Origin of the sequence: Microcoleus sp. AT3-A2 (assembly GCF_036705685.1) — a bacterium.
Classification (GTDB): domain Bacteria; phylum Cyanobacteriota; class Cyanobacteriia; order Cyanobacteriales; family Microcoleaceae; genus Microcoleus.
Genome location: NZ_JAUBVF010000008.1, coordinates 15,312 through 35,365, shown reverse-complemented (window position 1 = coordinate 35,365; position 20,054 = coordinate 15,312). Strand labels below are relative to the sequence as shown.

Here is a 20,054-nt window from a genome sequence, read left to right as displayed (position 1 = left end):
GCATCGGTATCCAAGTTTACATTCTCCCAGAGTCCCCCAGAATCCATTGAAGGATTAAACAGCACCAGCTCCCTTCATCAAAAGTATAACACTGGGGATTCTTTGTACCCCAAGTTCTCCTCTCCCTTGTCTCCCAATTCCCTTAGACGATGTAGGGAGAGTTAATTGGCTCGGCCCGCTTTGTGGCTACCAGAGTTTGGTAGATAAGGGCGGATATCTCGCCGCGGGTGATGTCGTGGGCGGGGGAAAGCTTTTCGCGCGCGGGATAGTTGACCACGATTTTGCGCTCTGTGGCGGTTGCTATCTCGTCGGTGGCAAAACTGGGAATCTGAGCTCGATCGACATAAACGCTCAAAGAATTGGGGTTGCCGCCCGCCAACTGCAAGCCGTTTACCAAAGATACGATCGCCTGAACTCTAGTCAAATTCTGCTCCGGGCGAAACGTGCTGTCGGGGTATCCAGCCAAAAAGCCAGCTCGATTAGCTTGGTCGATCGCTCCCTTAGCCCAAAAATCCGCCGCCACATCCTTAAAAACCGTCGTCTCACGGCGCGGCACCAATTCAAACGCCTTCGCCAACATAGCCGCATACTGAGCTCTAGTTACAATCTCGTAAGGTTGAAAAGTGCCGTTGGGAAACCCGCTAACAATATTCATCTTTGCCATGCGATCGATAAAATCCTTAGCCCAATGCGTGCTGATGTCGCTGAACTTTCCCCCCCCAGGAGTCGAAGTTGGCGTCACATTGCCCAAATCAAATAAACCTTTCACTCGCGAAGAATTGAGCTGATTTCCCACCGCAAAAATCTTCACCCCAGTCGCGTTTTGCAAGTCGAATTCGCCGTTATTCTGAAAGATATTGCCACCCAAATCTTGAGCCGTACCAATATCTGGCAGCGACTTCCCCACCGCAGTCAAACCATCTTCAGTATTTTTTTCAATGCGATTCTTGCGCAAAATCGGCTTCGATTCCCCCGCTACAGCTATACCGGAGTGATTTTCCAAAATTTGGTTATCAGCAATCAAAGGAGCCGACTGAGCTTGCAGAGAGATGCCCACAACCGTCTTTTGAAAAATATTGCGCCGTATTACTCCCTTAGCAGTTCCCGCCGTAGTTACGCCAGCCGCTGAGTTTTCCACAAATATGTTGTCGAGAATCGCAGGATTAGCGGTTCCTGTGGCAAAAACACCTTCGCGCTTGCAAAGCGTGAAAGTGCAGTTAGCCACAGTCGGAGAAGTTGACTCAATCCAGACTCCCGTGCCGCGACTATCGAGATTCGTGACAGTTACTCCCCGCAATTCGGAATTAGTTGCTAGCAGTATCGTGATATTTTGACCCGCAGCGGTGGGACTTACAAATTTGCCGCTGCCTTGAATCAGAATGCCTCTACCTTTGTTAGCTTCATTGCCAATAACTTTGACTCCCGATGGAATTTCCAAGGGAAATTTTTCGCCACTAGCAGCGCTATAAGTTGCCGGTGCTAACTGAATCGTAGTTCCTGATGCAGCGCGGGCAATGATCGCGCGGGCTATAGTTTTGAAGGGGGCTGATTGGCTGCCGACTGCGGCATCGCTGCCTGTTTGCGGGTTGACGTAAAGTGTTGTCATGTTTTTGGCCAAGAGATAATTGGCGATCGAGCTTTTGTGCAATTTCCATTGTCTGGGAACTTGACCCCGGATCTATATTCACCTTTGATTGCGAAGATTATTTAATTGCACGATATCTGCAACATCACCCATCAGGAGCATTTGTGACAAGTTAAGAAAAAGTGCAAATTGTCAAGGGGGTAGAGAAAAAAAGGTAAAATAGGCTGAAACATCTATCTGGCAGGCAGTTGAGCTATAGTTGAACCAGTTATGAGTAGCAAAAAAAGAATTAACCGAGATCATGCAAAGAAAAAAAATCGTCTCCAAGTAGAAAATGAAGCGATCGCGAATCACCTGGAAGATTTATGGTAGTGATAAATATGTAGTGATTAGATATTCATTGGCTCGAAACATAGTTGTAATGATGAATAAAATACCAAATAGCACCCATATGGTTTTCTAACTTTTTAGAAAATCAAAGAGTCTTTCTTACGAGACGAGAAACACGTTGGCGCAAAGTATTATTAAATCTTTCAATGTGATTATTTTTTCCACTGTCTTTACCAACAGGCAGATGGCATTTGCTTGGAAAAATACAAGCATAAGCCTGCCAAAAATCTGTATAGCAAACAGCGCATTGTCGATATACAGTAGGTAGAGAATTCCAGAATTGTTTTGCTCGTTCTTCGCTACGATTGCCAATATAAAAACCAATAATTTCTCTGCTTTCTCTATCCATTGCTAACCACACCCATTGCTTATTTTCTTTGTAATCTACAAATGACCACAGTTCATCAAATTCAATATTAAATCTGACTTTTTTTTAGGTTTAACCTTTACTATGCGTTCGATTGAGGCATATTTATTATTTACGTAATCCTGTAACCATTTTTGAGAAACACCCGTGCTTCTAGCTATACCAGCCAAAGAAATCTTCTCTAAAAGAAGTCGCTCTATTAAATCTTTTGTTTGTGAGCTAATTACTTTGTTTGTGATATTTTAGACAAATTGGCAACTGCAACTTTGACATTTTTATTTTGGTTTCTTATCATGAATTTTACCATTTTCAACTATGTGATTTGAACCACAATCATGGCAGTCTGGTCGTAAAAATAGCATATTACATGACTCAACTAATGTTGGCAGATATCAAGAATTCCAGCAATAGTTACTTCTGATAGCATAAGTGTAACTAAATCTACATTGCAGCGCGTAAGTAAATATTAAAATCACAAAATTTGATTGTGTCATTTATAAAATTATCCTATGTATTCAATTACTGTAATTAAACTTCACTACATATTTATTACTACCGACTAAAAATACCTTTAACTTCGTCATAACTCAATCCTTCTTCTCGCCTAATTTGTGAGATGCTCGACTGTTGAACACGCGCATCAATATTTTGTTCGTATCGTTGAGTATGTCGTCTTTTTTTGTCCACAAACTTTAATTGTTCTGTAACATAACGTTGACAGTTAGTACAATAAAACTGCCGACGACGCACTTGTAAATATACACTCGCGACCAAAAAATGATAAATCCCTGACTAATATAGGTCGATCTTGGTGCAGTTATTCTGTATAATTATTACAGTGAAGACAAACTATTTTTGAAGCCAAAGCACCCAGTTTAAACTAAATTTATCCTTCAATTTGAGTGCAAGTTTCAACCTTGACTCCAGGCAAGTCTAATAAATAGTCCAAATGAAATCTCATTACTCTAACTGTATTGGTTGATCTATTTTACACCATAAACTTAGAAGAGCCATTAATTCTCGCACCAACTTTGTAATGACGCGGGGATAAATTTTGTTTACTATTTAAATGTGATGTAATTTTACCGAATCCCAGTGCAGGTAAAAGCGGCCCAGTAAAAAGGGTGAGAGAACGGCTTTAATTCTTGACAATATTTCTCTAAATTATTGCGAGATAGATAAATTTGTTTACCAATCTTATCATACTTTTTGTATTCTTCATCCCATTGCTGATAGTCTGAGGAACCGGAGGAGCAAGCCTTTCGTTCTGCCTGGGAGCTTTTGCGGAGCGCGTCGGTTTCTTTAAGTTTCTGTTTCAAAAGTTCTGTGAGTTGGGGTTTATAAATAGCAGCTAAGGTATTGCCCGTAAGCTCTCGCAACTTAACTTGAGCTTGTCTCATAGCTTCTGGGCGATTCTTTCCCTGCTGCCACTCTTGATAGTAAAATATCGAGAAAAGTGCTGTAGCTAAATCATCGACAGCCCAAAGCGTACTGATAACACTTCTGGCTCCCGCCGACAAAAAAGCAGTTGAAAAAGTGAGGATATCACCAGTAATTTCACTCAATCCCAATCCTGTTTCGCAGCAGGAAAGAAATACATCCGACAACTGAGGGAGACGCCATGCGGGAGTCATTAGCTGACCTAAAGTAATGCAGCCATCTCCTAAAATTAATGTCGATTCAAAGGGATTGTCAAAGCGCGACTGGGCGTGGTGGCTAGAGTGGAGGATTTGGACGGTTTGCGCTAGTTCTCGATAGTTACTAACCGTGGCTTGATGGCGACCTTTTAGGCGTTGATTGTCTGGGATACTATAAAGGACTGCGAGTTGCTCTCCTTCAAAGCTGGCGCAAGGCAAGTCGCCCGTCGCATCTTCAATAGTGCCACAGTTTAGGTTATTGCCGGGGGAAGGGCGTTGCTGGCAGAATTCTAGGACTTGACAACTAGGTGCGTAACGAATGAGAAATTTGTCTCCTAAATATCGGTTGTCTCCGATGGGTAGTGCAGCGAAGGGGATTTGGTGAAGGGCATAATGAGGAACTATAATCATTTCAGAAATTCCTTCTAAATGCCATAAGATTAGATCGCTCAAATTTAACTGTTTTGCCAGTTCAGTTAGGCTCTCAACTAACTGTTTTTTCCAAGAAACTTTATCGTTAACATATTGTCCTAACCAATTTTGGGAAATCCATCCGTGCAAAGCCTCAAATCCTAAACTAGCACAGCTTTTCAGGGTAATCTCGCTTTGCCGCACGACGAAGATAAAGGTGTCGCTAACAGTGGTGTAAAAGCTAATAATTGCAGTGGTGGGTTTGTCGATAAGCTGCTGGATGGATGGGAATTTGAGAGGATTGACTCGAATTTGACCGGCAAGCACCGGATCTAGGCGGCGGAGTTGTTCCCAAATTAGGAGTTTTTCAGCTTCCAGATCAGCTATTGTTTGATTGTAAGCTGCTAGGGCTGCACGGCTGTTATCAAGTTTGCTATTATCAAAGTCGTTGCTAGGTTGATTGCGCCCTCGTTCCTTGTCAATTTGTTGCTGTAGGCGTTCAAAATCCTGTAAATACTCTTGAATTTCAGCAGGAATTTCTGCACTTGAGTAGAGATCATTGCTTGCCATTAAGTCTACGAGGCGTTTAGAGCGCGAGCGCTCTACGTATTCAACAGCTTTATCTAACTGCTTATTATTGATGCAAGCTTGCACGATGTTTGCATAAATGTCGATCGCCTCTGCTAAAATTTCTTGGCGGCGAAATTCAGAAGTTGCCCAAGTACGGCTGGTTTCTACGGCTTCGATCGCATTACCGTATCCCTCAATGGCTAACTGCCAATCTCCAGCTATAAATGATACATTTCCTAGAGTGGTGCCAGCCTTCAGGCAATCAACTGGGAAAGCAGTTGGCGTGAAGACTTCCATTGCTTTTCGATAACAGGCGATCGCCTCAAAGTTTCGATTAAGGTTAAGGTAGGCATTGCCCAAATTCATTTGAGCCATAGCCCACTCTCTAGGAAACTCATCCTGGTTAAAGATTTGTAAGGCAGCTTGATGGGCGGCAATAGCCATTTCTAAATTCTCATTTAGATCGCCATTGATTCGAGTCCTATAAGCATTGCCCAGATTCGTTTGCACTCCTGCCCAATCTGCGGGAAAAGCGTCTTGAGTGTAAACTTGTAATGCTGCTTTGTTAGCTACGATCGCCTTCTCAACATTTTCTACCCGATCGCCATGAAGTCGATGGCGGTAAGCAGAGGCAAGATTCGTTTGAGTTTGCGCCCAAAGTTCCGGGAATTCTTCGCGGGTGCGGAATAACAGGGCATTTTCATAACAGGCGATCGCTTGTTCCAAGTTTTCCGCCTTGTCCCCGCAGATGCGATCGCGATAGATAATACCCAAATTATTTTGTATTTTAGCCCATGTTTTAGGCTCTGCTTCGCGGGTGTAAACTTCCATTGCAGCTTTGGAAGCCTCGATCGCCAATTCTTCATTTTCTAACCGATCTCCTCGGATTCGGTTCCCATAAGCAATAGCCAAATTATGTTGGATTTCTGCCCACATTCTCGGACGAGATTCGCGAGTCAATACTTTTAGAGCATTTTGACAGCAGGCGATCGATCGTTCTAGATTTTCGGCGCGATCGCCCTTAAAACGGCGGTGATAAGCATTACCGAGAGAGTTTTGACAAGCTGCCCACTGTTCTGGAAAAGCTTCGTAGGTTAAGACGGTGACAGCAATTTCGTAACCTGCAATGGCAATCTCTAAATTATTGGCTTCATTTCCTTTTTTAAATTCATGGATGCAGTAGCTCAAAATCATAAGGCGAGCAGCGATTCCTTTTTGCCCTTTGGGTGGCACTTCCGATAGTATTGCAGACGAGTGATATCGCAACACCTTAACAAAGTGTTCATCAAGTTGCTCTTGGTTAGCTTCAAGCAAGAGGTTAATTTCTCGCGCTATCCTTTGGTCAACCGTTTGAAAATTCCTGTGACTCTCTGAAATAGCGTCTAATAATTGAAAGAATAAACGATCGCGAGTTTCCTCTTGGATGGAATCCCATTGTGATGTCTGGCGTTTTGTCGCTGGGGGAGTTTTCTTCTGGCCGAATCCTTTTGCCATATTCTTTACAGGTTACGAACGGGAGACTACATATATACATCAGCCATCCGCTCCAAAATTACGCAGCCTCCCTCCATATTTCTGCTAACTTTTCCAGCAGTGCTTCGGCTAAATCTTGTAAATCAGTGTCAGCGCGATCGGCACTTTCACGAGTAAATTCCCCTCCTGCGGTACTCCCAGCTAACATCTCTCCCCCTGCGTACCGCCACTCGTACTCGTCGCAAGTTCGATAAATACGCTCTAATTGGGCAACAATATTGCTCTGCGATTGAGTTTGGATCGTGGAGCGTACCTGTACCGCCACTGGATCGTCAGTTTCTAAGAAGGCGATCGCTTCTTCTAAACGAGTAATCAGTTCAATTAAAGTGTCGATCGGCATCAGTTCTGCTACTGCTATTTGTTGCGGTGGGTTTGAGCTATCTAAGCTGGGAACAAATCCCAATAGTTGCACGGAGTCAAGGCGATCGCTAAACTGTACTCCCACATATCCAATCCGATTTTCTATTACTTCTTCGGGTAAGAACATGGTTGTTTCACCAGGTAAAACTGGGCGGCATTCTAAGGAGCCAATGCCAGGAATTACCAAGTCAGCGACATTAGCTAGTGTCGTTTTTGCTGGATTGAAGCTATCAGAACCTTCCAAATGTGTTTCTATTTGCAGCCATTTTAAATAGCTGTGAACTGCGTAAACTGCCAGTGCATTCAAGTAAACTCGTTTTCCTTTTTGGACTGTACTTTGAACTGCTGCCAACTGTCGCGCAATTTCGTGAGCTTTTAATTCTATTGGTACTGTTAACAGAGGTATTTCTGCGATGTTCATGGTTGTGGTTCCTGTTTATATCCTAGAGTGCGGGCTATTTCTTGCAACGAAGGTTCACATTTTCTATCCCAGTGAGAATTCAGAGTTGTGTACTTAACGTTTAACTCTTTTGCTAAGTCTTTGAACTTGTCAGGAGGGTCTTTTAACACTCTTCTTTTGCTGAGAAATTGGCAGTTACACTCCGGGTAAGAACGAGGGTAGCTATTTTTTAGCTTGCCTTCTGGATCTTGCTCAATGTAAAGTTCTAGTTGGATAGCAATTCGCAGAGTCGTTTCTTTCTGAACACTTTCAATCATGCCATCCAACCCGCTGAGCGTAAAATCGGGTAATAGTTCGAGCCGAGTTGTTTCTCCAATATCAGCAGCGATCGGCGCATCTAAACTAATAGGAGCCTTTTTGTCAGGAGAATACAAATCTTGAATTCGCCGACGCAAAGTGCCGTTAATCCAGTTAACCAAACTTTTTGAAACAGAAGATTGGCGCAGCTCAAATTTAGCAATGTCGCGACTAACCCATTCAAAAGTACGATTGAGGGCTTCAGGATAATTTGGATGAGATGACTTTTTGAGTCCTGGTAGTTGTTGAATTTGCAATAACAGCTTGTTCATGGCTGTTCGCCATTTTTTGCTTGGGGCTGGGTGTTGGCGCACCTCTGCAATTAGAGCGCTTAACCGTCCATCTAGGTCATCCATGCGACTTTTTTGAGGGGCAAGTTAGTTTGTTTATTAGCTATGAAAATTCGCGATCGTGCGAAAATTCTAAGCTATTTTCTCATGTGGTTGAGCTCTTTGTGTGCGTAAGTTCTTGCCGGGAGGGGGGAACAGGCTATTTCCACGGGAATTATTGCAACTGAAGCAGGCTAAACGCAGGTTGGAGAGTGCGTTAGACCCGCCTCGGCTTTTCGGGAGTAAGTGTTCGATGGTTCTTTCTGATTTCTGCATCGACTTGTTGCACCAGTGGCAGCGGTTTCCGTACAGTTCCAGAAGTTGGCGTCTCTTGTTGCGTCTTGAAGCTGGGGACATAAAGCTTTCGGAGCCTCACGGCTGTTACGTGTTCATTTACGTATCAGCTCCCTGCTAAAAATTTACGCAGCAGTTTCTAACAGAGGGATAACATTTGCCTTAAGTCTTTTCATCACATTGAAATGAACTTAAATACCCAGCTATACGTCTGTCGCTTGTTGTATAAGAGAGTCGGTGACTTTGTGAGAAGTTAAATTTTTAATTTGATGACCATTGCTCAAAAGTTTGAAAAAGCGAGATCCCTTTCTTCCCACACTATATATAGTGTGCCTGCGTCCAGGACTGTAAATGTACGATCGCCCCGCAGTTTCAGCGCCCCGCATCCTGTTACACTGAAATCCTGCGGTTGTGTGCGATCGACTCTTCGGAAAAAAACATAAAATTCTGTAGCCTACAATACATTTATTTGGTTAATGATTGTTTAAACTCTCCAAGTGTAGATTGTGTACTCTCCATAATTCTCCAAAACCCCTAAACGAGTGCGTTGTTTGCTGGACTGCGATTTATCGATCGTCGAACCGTTAAAAACCATAAGTAGTTTTGACCTGAATTCATCGGAATTGATTTGCACAAAATTTTTGAGCTGACCAGGGTGAAGACTAGCTACTAAATCTGTGCAGCGCAGGCATCTATCATATTGACTCAAATTAGTACAGGCTCTTGTCATCTATTTTCTTGCTAATAACCGAAATCCAACCGCATCTCACACTGGATTGTCACGCCCGGTGGACGGCGAAGTGATTGAGCCTCGCTCCTCCAATCTTTTAGAGCCTGCCAAAAAGGGCATTCTCCCAAAAGTTAGCTTTGACAAAAATCTTGGGTTAATCCAACATATTCGTCAATCGTTAGACTTTTGCTAACATCTATTTTTTCTCAACTACTCGTCCTGCAACCCCAATAAAAATAACCATGAGTGGAAACGAATCGCGCGTTCAAGCAATTTCTCAAATCGTCAACCGCAAACTGATGCCATGCCGGCCTCCCAAGCGGCTAGAAGATATGTGGGCAACAGACGTTTTTAGTCTGAGCAAGATGCAAGAAAGTCTGCCCAAAAGCATTTTCAAATCAGTAAAAAACACCATTCAAACTGGCCAAAAACTAGATGATTCCGTAGCTGATGTAGTTGCAGCAGCAATGAAAGATTGGGCTATTTCCAAAGGAGCCCTGTACTACGCCCACGTATTTTACCCGCTAACCAACAGCACCGCCGAAAAACACGACGGTTTCATCTCAGTGCAAGGCGACGGTTCCGTCATCTCAGAATTTGCAGGCAAAGTTCTAGTACAAGGCGAACCCGATGGCTCCTCATTCCCCAACGGCGGCATTCGCTCCACTGCCGCCGCTCGTGGATACACAGCCTGGGATGTCACCAGCCCTGCTTATGTCATGGAAACAGACAACGGCATGACATTGTGCATTCCCACTGTTTTCATATCCTGGACAGGTGAAGCCTTAGACAAAAAAACGCCGCTTTTGCGTTCCATTTCGGCAATGAACAAAGCAGCAACCAGAGTGTTAAAGCTATTAGGAAATACCGAAATTGCTCCGGTCAATTCCAGTTGCGGTTCCGAACAAGAATACTTCCTGGTAGATGCCAATTTCACCACCAGCCGCCCCGATTTAATGCTAGCAGGTCGCACCCTTTTCGGCAAACCTCCTGCCAAAGGTCAGCAATTTGACGACCACTATTTTGGAGCGATTCCAGAGCGCGTTCAAGTCTTCATGCAGGAAGTAGAAGAAAGAATGTACCGGCTGGGAATTCCTGCCAAAACCCGCCACAACGAAGTAGCTCCCGGTCAGTTTGAAATTGCACCAGTTTTTGAAGCAGCAAACGTCGCCAGCGACCACCAACAGTTAACCATGACAATTCTTCGCAACACTGCGAAGAAACACGGTTTTATGTGTTTGCTGCATGAGAAGCCTTTCGCCGGCATTAACGGTTCCGGCAAACACGTCAACTGGTCAGTCGGCAATGCCACCCAAGGGAACTTATTAGACCCAGGCGATACACCGCACTCGAACATACAATTTCTAGTTTTCTGCGGCGCTGTGATTCGCGGAGTTCACAAATACGGGCCGCTGTTGCGCGCCGTAGTTGCTACTGCCAGCAACGACCACCGATTGGGTGCAAATGAGGCTCCGCCAGCAATTATTTCTGTCTATTTGGGTTCGCAATTAGAAGATATCTTCGGGCAAATTAGCCGGGGAGAAGTTAAGGACTCTAAATGTCGGGGAATTATGAACTTAGGTGTAGAAACACTGCCTACTTTCATGAAGGATGCTGGAGACAGAAACCGGACTTCGCCCTTTGCCTTTACTGGAAACCGATTTGAATTCCGTGCAGTAGGTTCCGGTCAGTCTGTTTCCGGGCCGCTGGTGGCGATGAATACAATTCTTGCAGATTCTTTGGACTGGATTGCTAACAAATTAGAAAGCGATTTGGCTAACGGAACTGAACTGAATGCTGCCATCCAAACACTTCTCAAAGAAGTGATGGACGAGCACGGTGCGGTTGTATTTGGCGGCAATGGCTATTCGGAAGAATGGCACAAAATGGCCGTTGAGGAACGGGGTTTAGCTAACTTGCGGACTACTGCCGATGCTTTGCCAGTGTTGAAGGAAGGATACATTGAAGACTTGTTTGAAAAGACAGGTGTTCTGACTCCCGTTGAATTGGAAAGCCGTTACGATGTTTATGCTGAGCAGTATTTGCTGGCAATTGAAGTCGAAGCAAAACTGGTAATAAGCATGGCAAAAACCATTATTTACCCCGCAGCCGTGAGGTATTTAGCTGAACTTTCCGGCACGATTTCTAAATTGAAAGAGATTGGGATTGAACTGGAAAAGGAAAGTGCCGAAAAAGTAGCGGTGCTGGTTAAGTCCATGATGGATACTGCGAGCAAATTGAGTGCTGCTTTGAGCAAGCACGATTTTGCTTCGACAGAAGACCATATGCAGTATGCTTCGCAAACAATTCGTCCTTTGATGGATGAGGTTCGCCAGTATGCGGATGCTCTGGAAGGTGAAGTGGCTGATGATTTGTGGCCACTGCCTACTTATCAAGAAATGCTGTTTGTTAAGTAATAGCAAACAAATTCGGTTAATTGCAGGTTAGATTTGTAAGGACACGGCAGTGCCGTGTCCTTGCTTGTTTTTGAGGTTAAATGAGTGGTACGCTGAATCGGCCAGAGTCATTAAATGCCAGCTACAGTAAGAGTTGTGAAGATTGTTGAGATACGCTTCAACAAATTTATCGGCGTAGAAAAACTAATATTGCTGCGAAAAGCTATTATGCGAATTCAATCTTTCTTGAAACAAATGACTCTGGCTGCTCTAGCTCTATTGTTTGCGATCAGTTGCAGTCGATCGACTCCGAACGTAAACTCTTCCCCTGAAGCAAGTACCTCTAGCAGCTTTAGAGTGGCGTTGGTCGTCACAGGCTCCAAAGACAACAACAGTTGGGCTCAAGCCTGCTTTGAAGGGTTAAACCTAATCAAAGATAAATTTAATAGTCAGGTAGACTTTACGAGTCTTGACGGTGAAGATAGTGAAGCTACCCTTCGCAAATATGCCCAGTCAGGCTATGACCTGGTAATTGCAGCCAGTGGTGGCTATATCAAAGCTGCCGAAAAGGTCGCTCAAGAATTTCCGCGAACGAAATTTGCCCTGATTACAACGCATCCAGGGAATAACCAAAATTTGGGGGCTGTTGCCTTTCGATCGGGTGAAGTGGGGTACCTCACAGGCGCTTTGGCTGCCATGAAGACCAAAAGCAATAAAGTTGGCTATATTGTGGGTGCAGCTTATCCGGTTTACAAAGAAGAAGAAGCCTTGTTTAGGCGGGGAGTGAAGGCAACGAATCCCTCTGTTCAAGCCTCGACTGCTTTTCTCAATTCTTGGGTTGATACGGAAAAAGCCATCAAAGTCGCAACGGATATGGTGGCCTCTGGAGTAGATGTTTTGACAATCAACGCGGATGAGGCAGGGTTAGCCGCGCTAAAAGTGGTTACGCAAAAGCCAGGAGTCCTTGTGATTGGTTGGGCCAAGGATCAGTACGAATTGGCTCCCGGCAAAGTCCTAACTAGCGTTCTGCAGGACATTCCCAATCTGGTGCTCAATGCGGCCGTATTAACCCAGGAAGGTCGCTGGGAAGGAAAACTTTACAAGTTTGGACTCAAGGAAAAAATCTACGACTTTGCCCCTTTCCGTGGTAGTCTCACGTCTCAGGAAGAGGACACTTTCAAGACCATCCGAAATGCTGTGACGACTGGCCAAATTGATGTTTCTCCTTAGTGCGCCGATTAATTGATTTACCAATATTGATCCTAAGTCCGATGAAAAATCAACGCAACGATCGCGCTCTGCCGATCGCCAGAAGCTCCCCTTCACATCCCTGGCAACGCTTCTTTTCTATTGCAAATCAGCTCCGCTATGGTTTGATATTTTTGGTTCTCCTGAGCTTACTGCCCACAGGTGGCTTGCTGATCTACCTCAGCTTTCAGGCGCAAATCCAGCAATCGCGATCGCTCCAAGAAGAGCGTAGTCAGACAGCAGCAGGGCAGATTGATAATTATCTAGATGACTTGAAACGAAAACTGAGCTATTTAGCTAGGGTTAAAGGACTCACAAACTTTCAATCTCAAGCGCAGCAGAGCCTGTTGGAAGGGTTGATTCGTCATCATGATGCTTATGAAGCCGTTGCCATTTTGAACCGGAAGGGACAAGTTGTCGCGTCAGTTTCACCCTACGAACCGCTCAAGTTAGAAAATCCAGCCAATTCGCCACTGTTTATTCGTGCCTTCAAACAACAGGAAGATTATGTGAGTCCTGTAGAAATTAATCCTCAAAGCAACCAACTAAGCACCATTCTGGCGGTTCCGATTCGGAATGAGCGAGATGAGGTGGATGGGGTGCTATTAGCACAGATAAATCTCAACTTTCTCTGGTTTATTGTTTCCCAAACGGAGGTTGGCAAGACGGGTTATGTCTATGTAGTCGATGAGCGTAATTTTCTCATTGCTCAAAAGGCTCGTAAGCCAGAAACGTTTCAACTTGAAGATATTTCTAAGCGCCCTTTCTTTCAATTCTTGAAAGCATCCGAAGATATTAAGCGCCTTAATGTTTATCAGGGTCTAAATCAGGTAGAAGTATTGGGAGCAAGTGCCTTAGTTCGGAGCGTGAATTGGACTGTAGTTGTAGAACTGCCAACGGCTGAGGCCTATGCTCCCGTTTACCAAATGCTCTCAGTTATGGGAGGCTCATTGATGCTGGTGACGATCGTTGCTGTTGGCATTGGCTTTCTATTTATTCGGCAAATTGTCGTGCCGCTACAGCGCTTAACCACGGCAGCTACTGAACTCAGTGCGGGGCAATTAGAGACACGGGTCAACATCCACAGCCAAAACGAACTGGGGACATTGGCGATCGCCTTTAACAATATGGCAACCCAGTTAGAGGAACTGATTACAGCAGTTGAAGTGGAACGCAATTTTGTTTCAGCCATTCTTGAAATTGCAGGTGCCCTGGTAGTTGTACTCGACCCGCAGGGACAAATCGTTCGCTTTAATCGAGCTTGCGAACAAATGACTGATTACTCGTTTAGTGAAGTGAAGGGGCGCTACATTTGGGACTTGTTCCCGAACTCAGACTTAGCTGGAGAAGCCAAAACTACTTTTGAGTCTTTACAATCTGGTAATTTTCCCCAGCAGTATGAAGGCAGTTGGGTGAGCAAAGATCAACAACTCAGACTGATTGCCTGGTCAGATACTGCTTTAGTGGATGATCGAGGTGAAATTGAGTACATCATCAAAACAGGGATTGACATTACTCAACGAAAACAGGCAGAAGAAGAACTCAAAACGTCGGAGCAGCGGCTATCTTTTCTATTCCGCCAAAGTGCACTGGCAGTTGTGGAATGGGATTTAAACTTTAAAGTCACTGCTTGGAATCCAGCGGCAGAGCAGATTTTTGGTTACACGCCTACAGAGGCGATCGGACACCATGCCGCAGAATTAATTGTGCCTGCGTCTGCCCGAAAGGTAGTCGATCGAGTTATGAACGAGTTGTTGAGTCAGGTTGGAGGAATCTACAGCGTCAACGAAAATATTACGAAAGACGGCAAAACCATTATTTGCGAATGGTTCAATACGCCTTTAGTAGGGGAGGCTGGAAAGATTGTTGGAGTTGCATCCTTGACACTGGATATTACTGAACGCAAGCAAGCCGAAGCTGCGTTAAGGCAAGCAAAAGAGGAAGCTGAGGTTGCACTCAAAACCTTGCAGCAAACTCAGGCACAACTCCTTCAGGCAGAGAAAATGTCAGGTTTGGGGCAACTGGTGGCTGGTGTTGCTCACGAAATTAATAATCCAGTCAACTTTATCTATGGAAATCTAAGCCATACTGCCGACTACACGCAAAATTTACTAAAGTTGATTCAGCTTTACCAGCAAACCTATCCAACTAATACCCAAATTCAGGAAAAAATTGAAGAGTTCGAGCTGGACTACATTAGTGAAGATTTGCCCAAAATGCTGACTTCAATGAAGGTAGGAGCCGATCGCATTCGTCAAATTGTCCTGTCGCTACGAAACTTCTCGCGGCTGGATGAGGCAGAAATGAAGCCAGTTGATATCCACGAGGGAATTGACAGCACATTGATGATTTTGCAAAATCGACTGAAGGCAAAACCGGATCATCCTGTTATTGAAGTTGTTAAAGAGTACGGCGACTTACCGCGACTAGAGTGCTATGCCGGACAGTTGAACCAGGTCTTTATGAATCTTCTGGCAAATGCGATCGATGCTTTAGAAAACTACGATAATCAGCGTTCTCGAAAAGATATCCAAACAAATCCCAGTCGCATCACTATTCGGACTAAGCTAGTCACAAACGAAACTGGGCCTGGTTGTTCTAAAAACGTGGTGATTCAAATTCAAGATAATGGGCCTGGGATGACAGAAACTGTTAGACAACAGGTGTTCAATCCCTTCTTCACCACAAAACCAACTGGTAAAGGAACTGGATTAGGGCTATCCATCAGCTATCAAATTGTAGTTGATAAGCACGGTGGCTTACTCCAGTGCTTCTCTCAACCCAATCAAGGAGCAGAGTTCCGAATTGAAATTCCTGTTTTGCAAAGCGGTGCTGTAGCAATTGTTGGTAAATAACTGCTATCACATTCCTCTATATATAGCGTTTTTTAAGTAGCTGGGAAACTGCTAGAGTGCGTCTGAATGATTTGTGTAAATAAAAGAAAAGTGGTCAGCTCAAATTCAAGAAAAAAAGGAGGTAGACAAGTAGTTAATGCTAGCAGCGGGCGCTCTGACTCTCCACAGCAGGCTTTAAGAAGTCGGGGATTTAACATAAGATTAGATCGACCTACTTAAAGCTAGATAAATGACAGTACCGCGTCTCGAACAATTTAGAGGTTGTCTGATCGGTCAGTGTCTCGGCGACGCTATAGGCTGTAGAGTAGAAGGCTATCCGCCGGAAGTTTGCCAAAACTTTGTCAGCTACGAAGTTAGACTCAAAAAAATCAAAGATCGCGATCGCTTCGGCTTTCCTTTTGGTCAATACACCGACGACTCCCAACTCGCCCGCGAACTCCTCCAAAGCTACGTCGCTTGTGGCGAATTCGATCCCAGCGACTACGCCGCCCGTATTGCTGACATTTTCGCTCAACAGCGCATTGTCGGGCGGGGTCGAGCGACAGAAGAAGCTGCAAACCGCCTGATTCGGGGCGTTGCTTGGCAAGAAGCTGGTACTCGTGCTCCCAGTGCTGGTAATGGCAGTGCTATGAGGGCTGCACCGATCGGCTTAATATTCTACGATGACCCGTCCCAGCTTGTACAAGCTGCTTGCGATCAAGGGCGCATCACCCATCAAGATTCGCGGTGTTCTGCAGGTGCTGTGGCGATCGCGGGGGCTGTGGCGATCGTCCTTCAATCTGACATGATGATTGAAACTGAGCCATTTCTCTGTCAACTGAGCGAATGGGTAGCAGAAGTTGATCCTTCCTTTGCTGCTTTGCTCAAAGATTTGAATGATTGGGTGAAATTGCCCCCAGAGTCAGCCGTAGAGTTCATTTCTAAAGCTGGACTCCCGTTAAACTACGAGCACTCTTGGCAAGGAATTTCCCCTTTTGTAGTCGGTAGCGTCTTGTGGAGTTTATATGCGTTTTTGAGAACGCCTCAAGATTACTGGGAAACTCTCTGCACTAGCATCGCCGTCGGTGGCGATGTGGATACCACCGCAGCAATGGCTTGTGCCATCAGCGGGGCATTTCTGGGTCTAGAAGCCATCCCGAATCAACTAGCGGAATGTTTGAACGATCAGGGTAGCTGGCGTCTGGGCGAACTGATTAAACTCGCTGACATTTGTTATCAGTTGAAAGTCAAGTTGTAGCCGCTTCTAACAACTTAGGACTTATGATTAGGGCTAAATAAATTTGGACGATCGACATTTGTTTCTAAGTCTGTCGATCGCCCCAGAGTCAAATTCCTTCAATCAAACGATTTGCTCGCTAGAAGGTTCGCCACTAGCAGGAGGCTCTACCGTATCCCCAAAGGCAACCCGCAGAAAAGGCGGAGCCAAAAAAGTCGTCAGAATCACCATGATAATAATCGAGACTTCTAACGGTTTATCCAAAACCCCACTCGCCGAACCGATGCCGGCAAACACTAACCCGACTTCGCCCCGAGGAATCATCCCGACTCCGATCGCCAATCGATTGATTCCCGGCAGACCAAACACCACCCAACCAGTCACCAGCTTGCCAAAAATCGCAACCACAATCAAAAATACGGCAATCAAAAGACCAGCCCGATTATCCGGCACTGTTGGGTTCAAAACCCCCAAATCCGCCCGAGCTCCCACGGTTACAAAAAATATGGGAACCAGGAAATCCGCGATGGGTTTCACCAGTTCATCCAACTCGTTGCGGGCATCGCTTTCATCCAACACCAAACCAGCCGCAAACGCACCCAAAATCGCTTCGAGATGAATTGCGTTGCCCAGAAAAGCCATGAAGAAAGCAAAGATAAAGGCGGGAATCACAATATTGCCGCGAGTTTTGAGTTTCTCCACCACTGCAGTGAAGCTTTTGTTGAAGATGCCGCCCAACAGAATAGAACCGAGCAGAAAGGCAGTTGCACTGACAATCAAATAGATGACATTAACAACATCAATCTCACCGGTTTTCGCTAAACTGGCAACAACAGCTAGGACAATAATTCCTAGCACATCATCAATCACCGCCGCACCAACAATGATTTGACCTTCTTTAGATTTGAGTTGTCCTAATTCCGACAAAACTTTGGAGGTAATTCCGATGCTGGTTGCCGTCAAAGCAGCCCCCGCAAAAATCGCCGGAATCGCCGCCGTGTGGAAAATGAGCATCAAGCCCGCAGTACCGGCGGCAAAGGGAAATGCCACGCCCACACAAGCGACCACGACAGCTTGAACCCCCACTTCCTTGAGTTGTCTGATATCCGACTCCAAACCAATTTCAAACAGCAGAACAATCACGCCTATTTCAGCCAGCACTGAAATGACTTCACTCTGCGATTCAAACACACTGGTGAGGGCGGCAGGAGACAGATGATTAATCGATTGCACAACTGTCATAATCCCTGAGTCTGAGGCTGACAGCCCTGCTTCGGGAAAAATGACCAGGTGTAAAGCAGATACGCCAACAATTACCCCTGCTACAAGTTCACCCAAAACCGGCGGTAAATCGAACTTTTTAGCCGCTTCCGCGCCTAATTTACTGGCGAGATAAATCACTACCAAACTGAGCAAAACTCCGCTCAGAACGATCGGCGAATTCTCTGCATCCACTGTTGCTAACAAAGGTATGGGAGCAACTAGGGATGCCATCCCAGAACTTAAAGCTGTAATTGTATGGTTCAAAAACATGGTTACGATGATGGTAAGAAAGACGATTCTACGGTGACTGTTGACTGTTGACTGTTGATTGTTGACTGTTGACTGTTGACTGTTGACTGTTGACTGTTGACTGTTGACTGTTGACTGTTGACTGATGACTGATGACTGATGACTGATGACTAATGACTAATGACTAATGACTGTTGATTGTTGACTGTGAGTCGAAAAATTGATAACTGTTACATATTGGGTAGCCAGTTAACTCAACATGACTATCAAGCAAAACTCGAAGAACCCAAATCTGGCGGTACATCCTGCCACCGCCCTTGTCCGACTGCTTGAATTGCTTCTTTTAGCAAGATATCGCCGGTATAAATTGCCCTACCGACGATCGCACTTTTGACACCAATTGGTTCCAAAGCCAGCAAACTCAACAAATCGGCGATCGAACTAACGCCACCTGAAGCAATCACCGGAATCGAAATAGCGTTAGCAATTTCGCGCAAAGATTCCAAATTCGGCCCTTCCATAGTACCGTCGCGGTGAATGTCGGTGTAAATAATTTCAGCCGCCCCTAACTCGGCCATTTTTTGCGCCAATTCTGCAGCTAAAACTTCCGAAGTTTCTAGCCAGCCTCTAGTCGCAACTTTACCATTTCTGGCGTCGATGCCAACCAGAATTCGATCGGGAAATTCGGCGCACAATTCGCCGACTAATTGCGGTTGTTCGACGGCGACAGTGCCGAGAATGACGCGCCGGACGCCTAAATTGAGGATACCAGCAACAGAGGCGCGATCGCGCATTCCCCCACCTACTTGACAGGGAACGTCTACTGATCGGACGATCGTTTCAATGGCTGCTTGGTTGACTGGATGACCTGCTTTGGCGCCGTCGAGGTCTACTAAATGCAGCATTGTGGCGCCTTCATTTACCCACTGTCTGGCGACTTCGACGGGGTTGTCGTTAAAAGTTTGAGACTTCGCGTAGTCTCCCTGATATAATCTGACGCATTTTCCATCCAATAAGTCGATCGCTGGAATTACATTCATGATTTTTGCTCAAATTGGTAATAATTATACCAGTTAACAAAAAGAATGCAACTTTAGGCAAGCTCCCAACCCATACATAATCATTCATTATAAATTTTATCACCTAAAATAAAGATATTATTACCATTCCCTAATACCATTTATTTGTGACATTCGCAACCGCTATTAAGATGAAACATAATCGCCGAAGAAAGCGTTGACCATAAAGGAGTGTTGACATCAGCTTTTTGCAAAGCTTCGGCAGTCCAGTCATTGCAAGTTCTCAAAATAGAGTAACTGCCTTTTGCTTCATAAAAACTATCGCTGTTGTCGTAGCCGTAGCTAATTTTAATTTTATTACCGGCTGGGTCTAATAGGAATGAATTTTTAATAAAATTTACCAGGATCAGATAATTTTCCCCGCTAATTTTCACACATTTGGTTTCTATACTTTGGGGAAAAGCCCGATAACTTTGAACGTGTAGGGTAGACGGAGTAGGGAGAAATAGAGCTTTGAAAGCTGTAACTGGGTTGATACTTGCTGATGTGGGAGTTTCCAACATAAAAGCTCGATCTCCCCAGCCAAAAGACAAATATTTATAATCAGAATTCGCCTCCCGCCCTATTTCTATTAGCGGTAAAAATTGATTCCAGTCAAAATATTTATTTTTAACTGGAACAATGATTTCGGTGTGAATGCCTTGGCTGGAAACGTATAGAGACATGGTGCAATCTGCTTGCGAGTAATTTCCCCACTTTGTGGGAGTGAGATAGCCAATTGTTAGGAAAGCGCTTAAAGATAAGATGACAATTCCTAAGCGCTGTATGCTTTTTCTCATTTTAAC

At 44.8% G+C, this 20,054-nt stretch carries 13 protein-coding genes and 1 pseudogene; 4 read left to right on the top strand and 10 right to left on the bottom strand.

Annotation, left to right across the window (positions count from 1 at the left end; all coding sequences use genetic code 11):
* Positions 1-142 precede the first annotated feature (142 nt).
* The 7 genes and pseudogenes from QUB37_RS07190 to QUB37_RS07165 all read right to left on the bottom strand — a co-directional run bounded on the left by QUB37_RS07190 (position 143) and on the right by QUB37_RS07165 (position 8,296).
* Positions 143-1,606, bottom strand: a complete 1,464-nt coding sequence (locus QUB37_RS07190; RefSeq protein ID WP_333160447.1) for a DUF1565 domain-containing protein — start codon at positions 1,604-1,606, stop codon at positions 143-145.
* Positions 1,607-1,982: 376 nt separating this feature from the next.
* A pseudogene (locus tag QUB37_RS07185) lies at positions 1,983-2,704 on the bottom strand (IS1 family transposase).
* 190 nt (positions 2,705-2,894) lie between these two features.
* Positions 2,895-3,029 (bottom strand): transposase family protein, encoded by a 135-nt coding sequence (locus tag QUB37_RS29795; protein WP_445300008.1) that lies wholly within the window; start codon positions 3,027-3,029, stop codon positions 2,895-2,897.
* 395 nt (positions 3,030-3,424) lie between these two features.
* Positions 3,425-6,454 (bottom strand): CHAT domain-containing protein, encoded by a 3,030-nt coding sequence (locus QUB37_RS07180; RefSeq protein WP_333160445.1) that lies wholly within the window; start codon positions 6,452-6,454, stop codon positions 3,425-3,427.
* A 58-nt stretch (positions 6,455-6,512) separates the two neighbouring features.
* On the bottom strand, positions 6,513-7,274 hold the full coding sequence (locus QUB37_RS07175; RefSeq protein ID WP_333160443.1) for a DUF1822 family protein: 762 nt from the start codon (positions 7,272-7,274) through the stop codon (positions 6,513-6,515).
* Complete coding sequence (locus tag QUB37_RS07170; RefSeq protein ID WP_333160442.1) at positions 7,271-7,966, bottom strand: hypothetical protein; 696 nt, start codon at positions 7,964-7,966, stop codon at positions 7,271-7,273. Before QUB37_RS07170 ends, QUB37_RS07175 begins: the two co-directional genes overlap by 4 nt.
* 66 nt (positions 7,967-8,032) lie before the next feature.
* Positions 8,033-8,296 carry an HNH endonuclease gene (locus tag QUB37_RS07165; protein ID WP_333160440.1) on the bottom strand — a complete coding sequence of 88 codons (264 nt, stop codon included), beginning with the start codon at positions 8,294-8,296 and terminating at the stop codon, positions 8,033-8,035.
* Positions 8,297-9,205: 909 nt separating this feature from the next.
* Here QUB37_RS07165 and QUB37_RS07160 point away from each other — a divergent pair.
* The 4 genes from QUB37_RS07160 (at position 9,206) to QUB37_RS07145 (ending at position 16,699) form a co-directional block, all read left to right on the top strand.
* Entirely contained in the window at positions 9,206-11,380 is a 2,175-nt protein-coding gene (locus tag QUB37_RS07160; RefSeq protein ID WP_333160438.1) for a glutamine synthetase III, read from the top strand.
* Between the two features lie 114 nt (positions 11,381-11,494).
* A complete protein-coding gene (locus tag QUB37_RS07155; RefSeq protein WP_333160436.1) occupies positions 11,495-12,589 on the top strand; it encodes a BMP family protein in 1,095 nt (364 codons plus the stop codon).
* Positions 12,590-12,630: 41 nt separating this feature from the next.
* A complete protein-coding gene (locus QUB37_RS07150) occupies positions 12,631-15,462 on the top strand; it encodes a PAS domain S-box protein (RefSeq protein ID WP_333160434.1) in 2,832 nt (943 codons plus the stop codon).
* A gap of 229 nt (positions 15,463-15,691) precedes the next feature.
* A complete protein-coding gene (locus QUB37_RS07145) occupies positions 15,692-16,699 on the top strand; it encodes an ADP-ribosylglycohydrolase family protein (RefSeq protein ID WP_333160432.1) in 1,008 nt (335 codons plus the stop codon).
* Between the two features lie 102 nt (positions 16,700-16,801).
* Here the strand turns inward: QUB37_RS07145 and QUB37_RS07140 are convergent, their stop codons facing one another.
* The 3 genes from QUB37_RS07140 to QUB37_RS07130 all read right to left on the bottom strand — a co-directional run bounded on the left by QUB37_RS07140 (position 16,802) and on the right by QUB37_RS07130 (position 20,048).
* Positions 16,802-18,211, bottom strand: a complete 1,410-nt coding sequence (locus QUB37_RS07140; RefSeq protein WP_333160431.1) for a cation:proton antiporter — start codon at positions 18,209-18,211, stop codon at positions 16,802-16,804.
* 245 nt (positions 18,212-18,456) lie between these two features.
* Positions 18,457-19,230 (bottom strand): 1-(5-phosphoribosyl)-5-[(5-phosphoribosylamino)methylideneamino]imidazole-4-carboxamide isomerase, encoded by a 774-nt coding sequence (gene hisA / locus QUB37_RS07135; RefSeq protein WP_333160429.1) that lies wholly within the window; start codon positions 19,228-19,230, stop codon positions 18,457-18,459.
* A gap of 140 nt (positions 19,231-19,370) precedes the next feature.
* The gene (locus QUB37_RS07130) at positions 19,371-20,048 is read right to left on the bottom strand and encodes a TIGR02117 family protein (protein ID WP_333160427.1); all 678 of its coding nucleotides are present in this window, start codon (positions 20,046-20,048) and stop codon (positions 19,371-19,373) included.
* Positions 20,049-20,054: the final 6 nt, after the last annotated feature.

Coding starts and splice junctions, on each gene's coding strand:
- QUB37_RS07145 (WP_333160432.1), top strand. CDS start 15,692: ATGACAGTACCGCGTCTCGAACAATTTAGAGGTTGTCTGATCGGTCAG.
- QUB37_RS07180 (WP_333160445.1), bottom strand. CDS start 6,454: ATGGCAAAAGGATTCGGCCAGAAGAAAACTCCCCCAGCGACAAAACGC.
- QUB37_RS07165 (WP_333160440.1), bottom strand. CDS start 8,296: ATGTCCCCAGCTTCAAGACGCAACAAGAGACGCCAACTTCTGGAACTG.
- QUB37_RS07140 (WP_333160431.1), bottom strand. CDS start 18,211: ATGTTTTTGAACCATACAATTACAGCTTTAAGTTCTGGGATGGCATCC.
- QUB37_RS07190 (WP_333160447.1), bottom strand. CDS start 1,606: ATGACAACACTTTACGTCAACCCGCAAACAGGCAGCGATGCCGCAGTC.
- QUB37_RS07160 (WP_333160438.1), top strand. CDS start 9,206: ATGAGTGGAAACGAATCGCGCGTTCAAGCAATTTCTCAAATCGTCAAC.
- QUB37_RS07155 (WP_333160436.1), top strand. CDS start 11,495: ATGCCAGCTACAGTAAGAGTTGTGAAGATTGTTGAGATACGCTTCAAC.
- QUB37_RS07170 (WP_333160442.1), bottom strand. CDS start 7,966: ATGGATGACCTAGATGGACGGTTAAGCGCTCTAATTGCAGAGGTGCGC.
- QUB37_RS07130 (WP_333160427.1), bottom strand. CDS start 20,048: ATGAGAAAAAGCATACAGCGCTTAGGAATTGTCATCTTATCTTTAAGC.
- QUB37_RS07150 (WP_333160434.1), top strand. CDS start 12,631: ATGAAAAATCAACGCAACGATCGCGCTCTGCCGATCGCCAGAAGCTCC.
- hisA (WP_333160429.1), bottom strand. CDS start 19,230: ATGAATGTAATTCCAGCGATCGACTTATTGGATGGAAAATGCGTCAGA.
- QUB37_RS07175 (WP_333160443.1), bottom strand. CDS start 7,274: ATGAACATCGCAGAAATACCTCTGTTAACAGTACCAATAGAATTAAAA.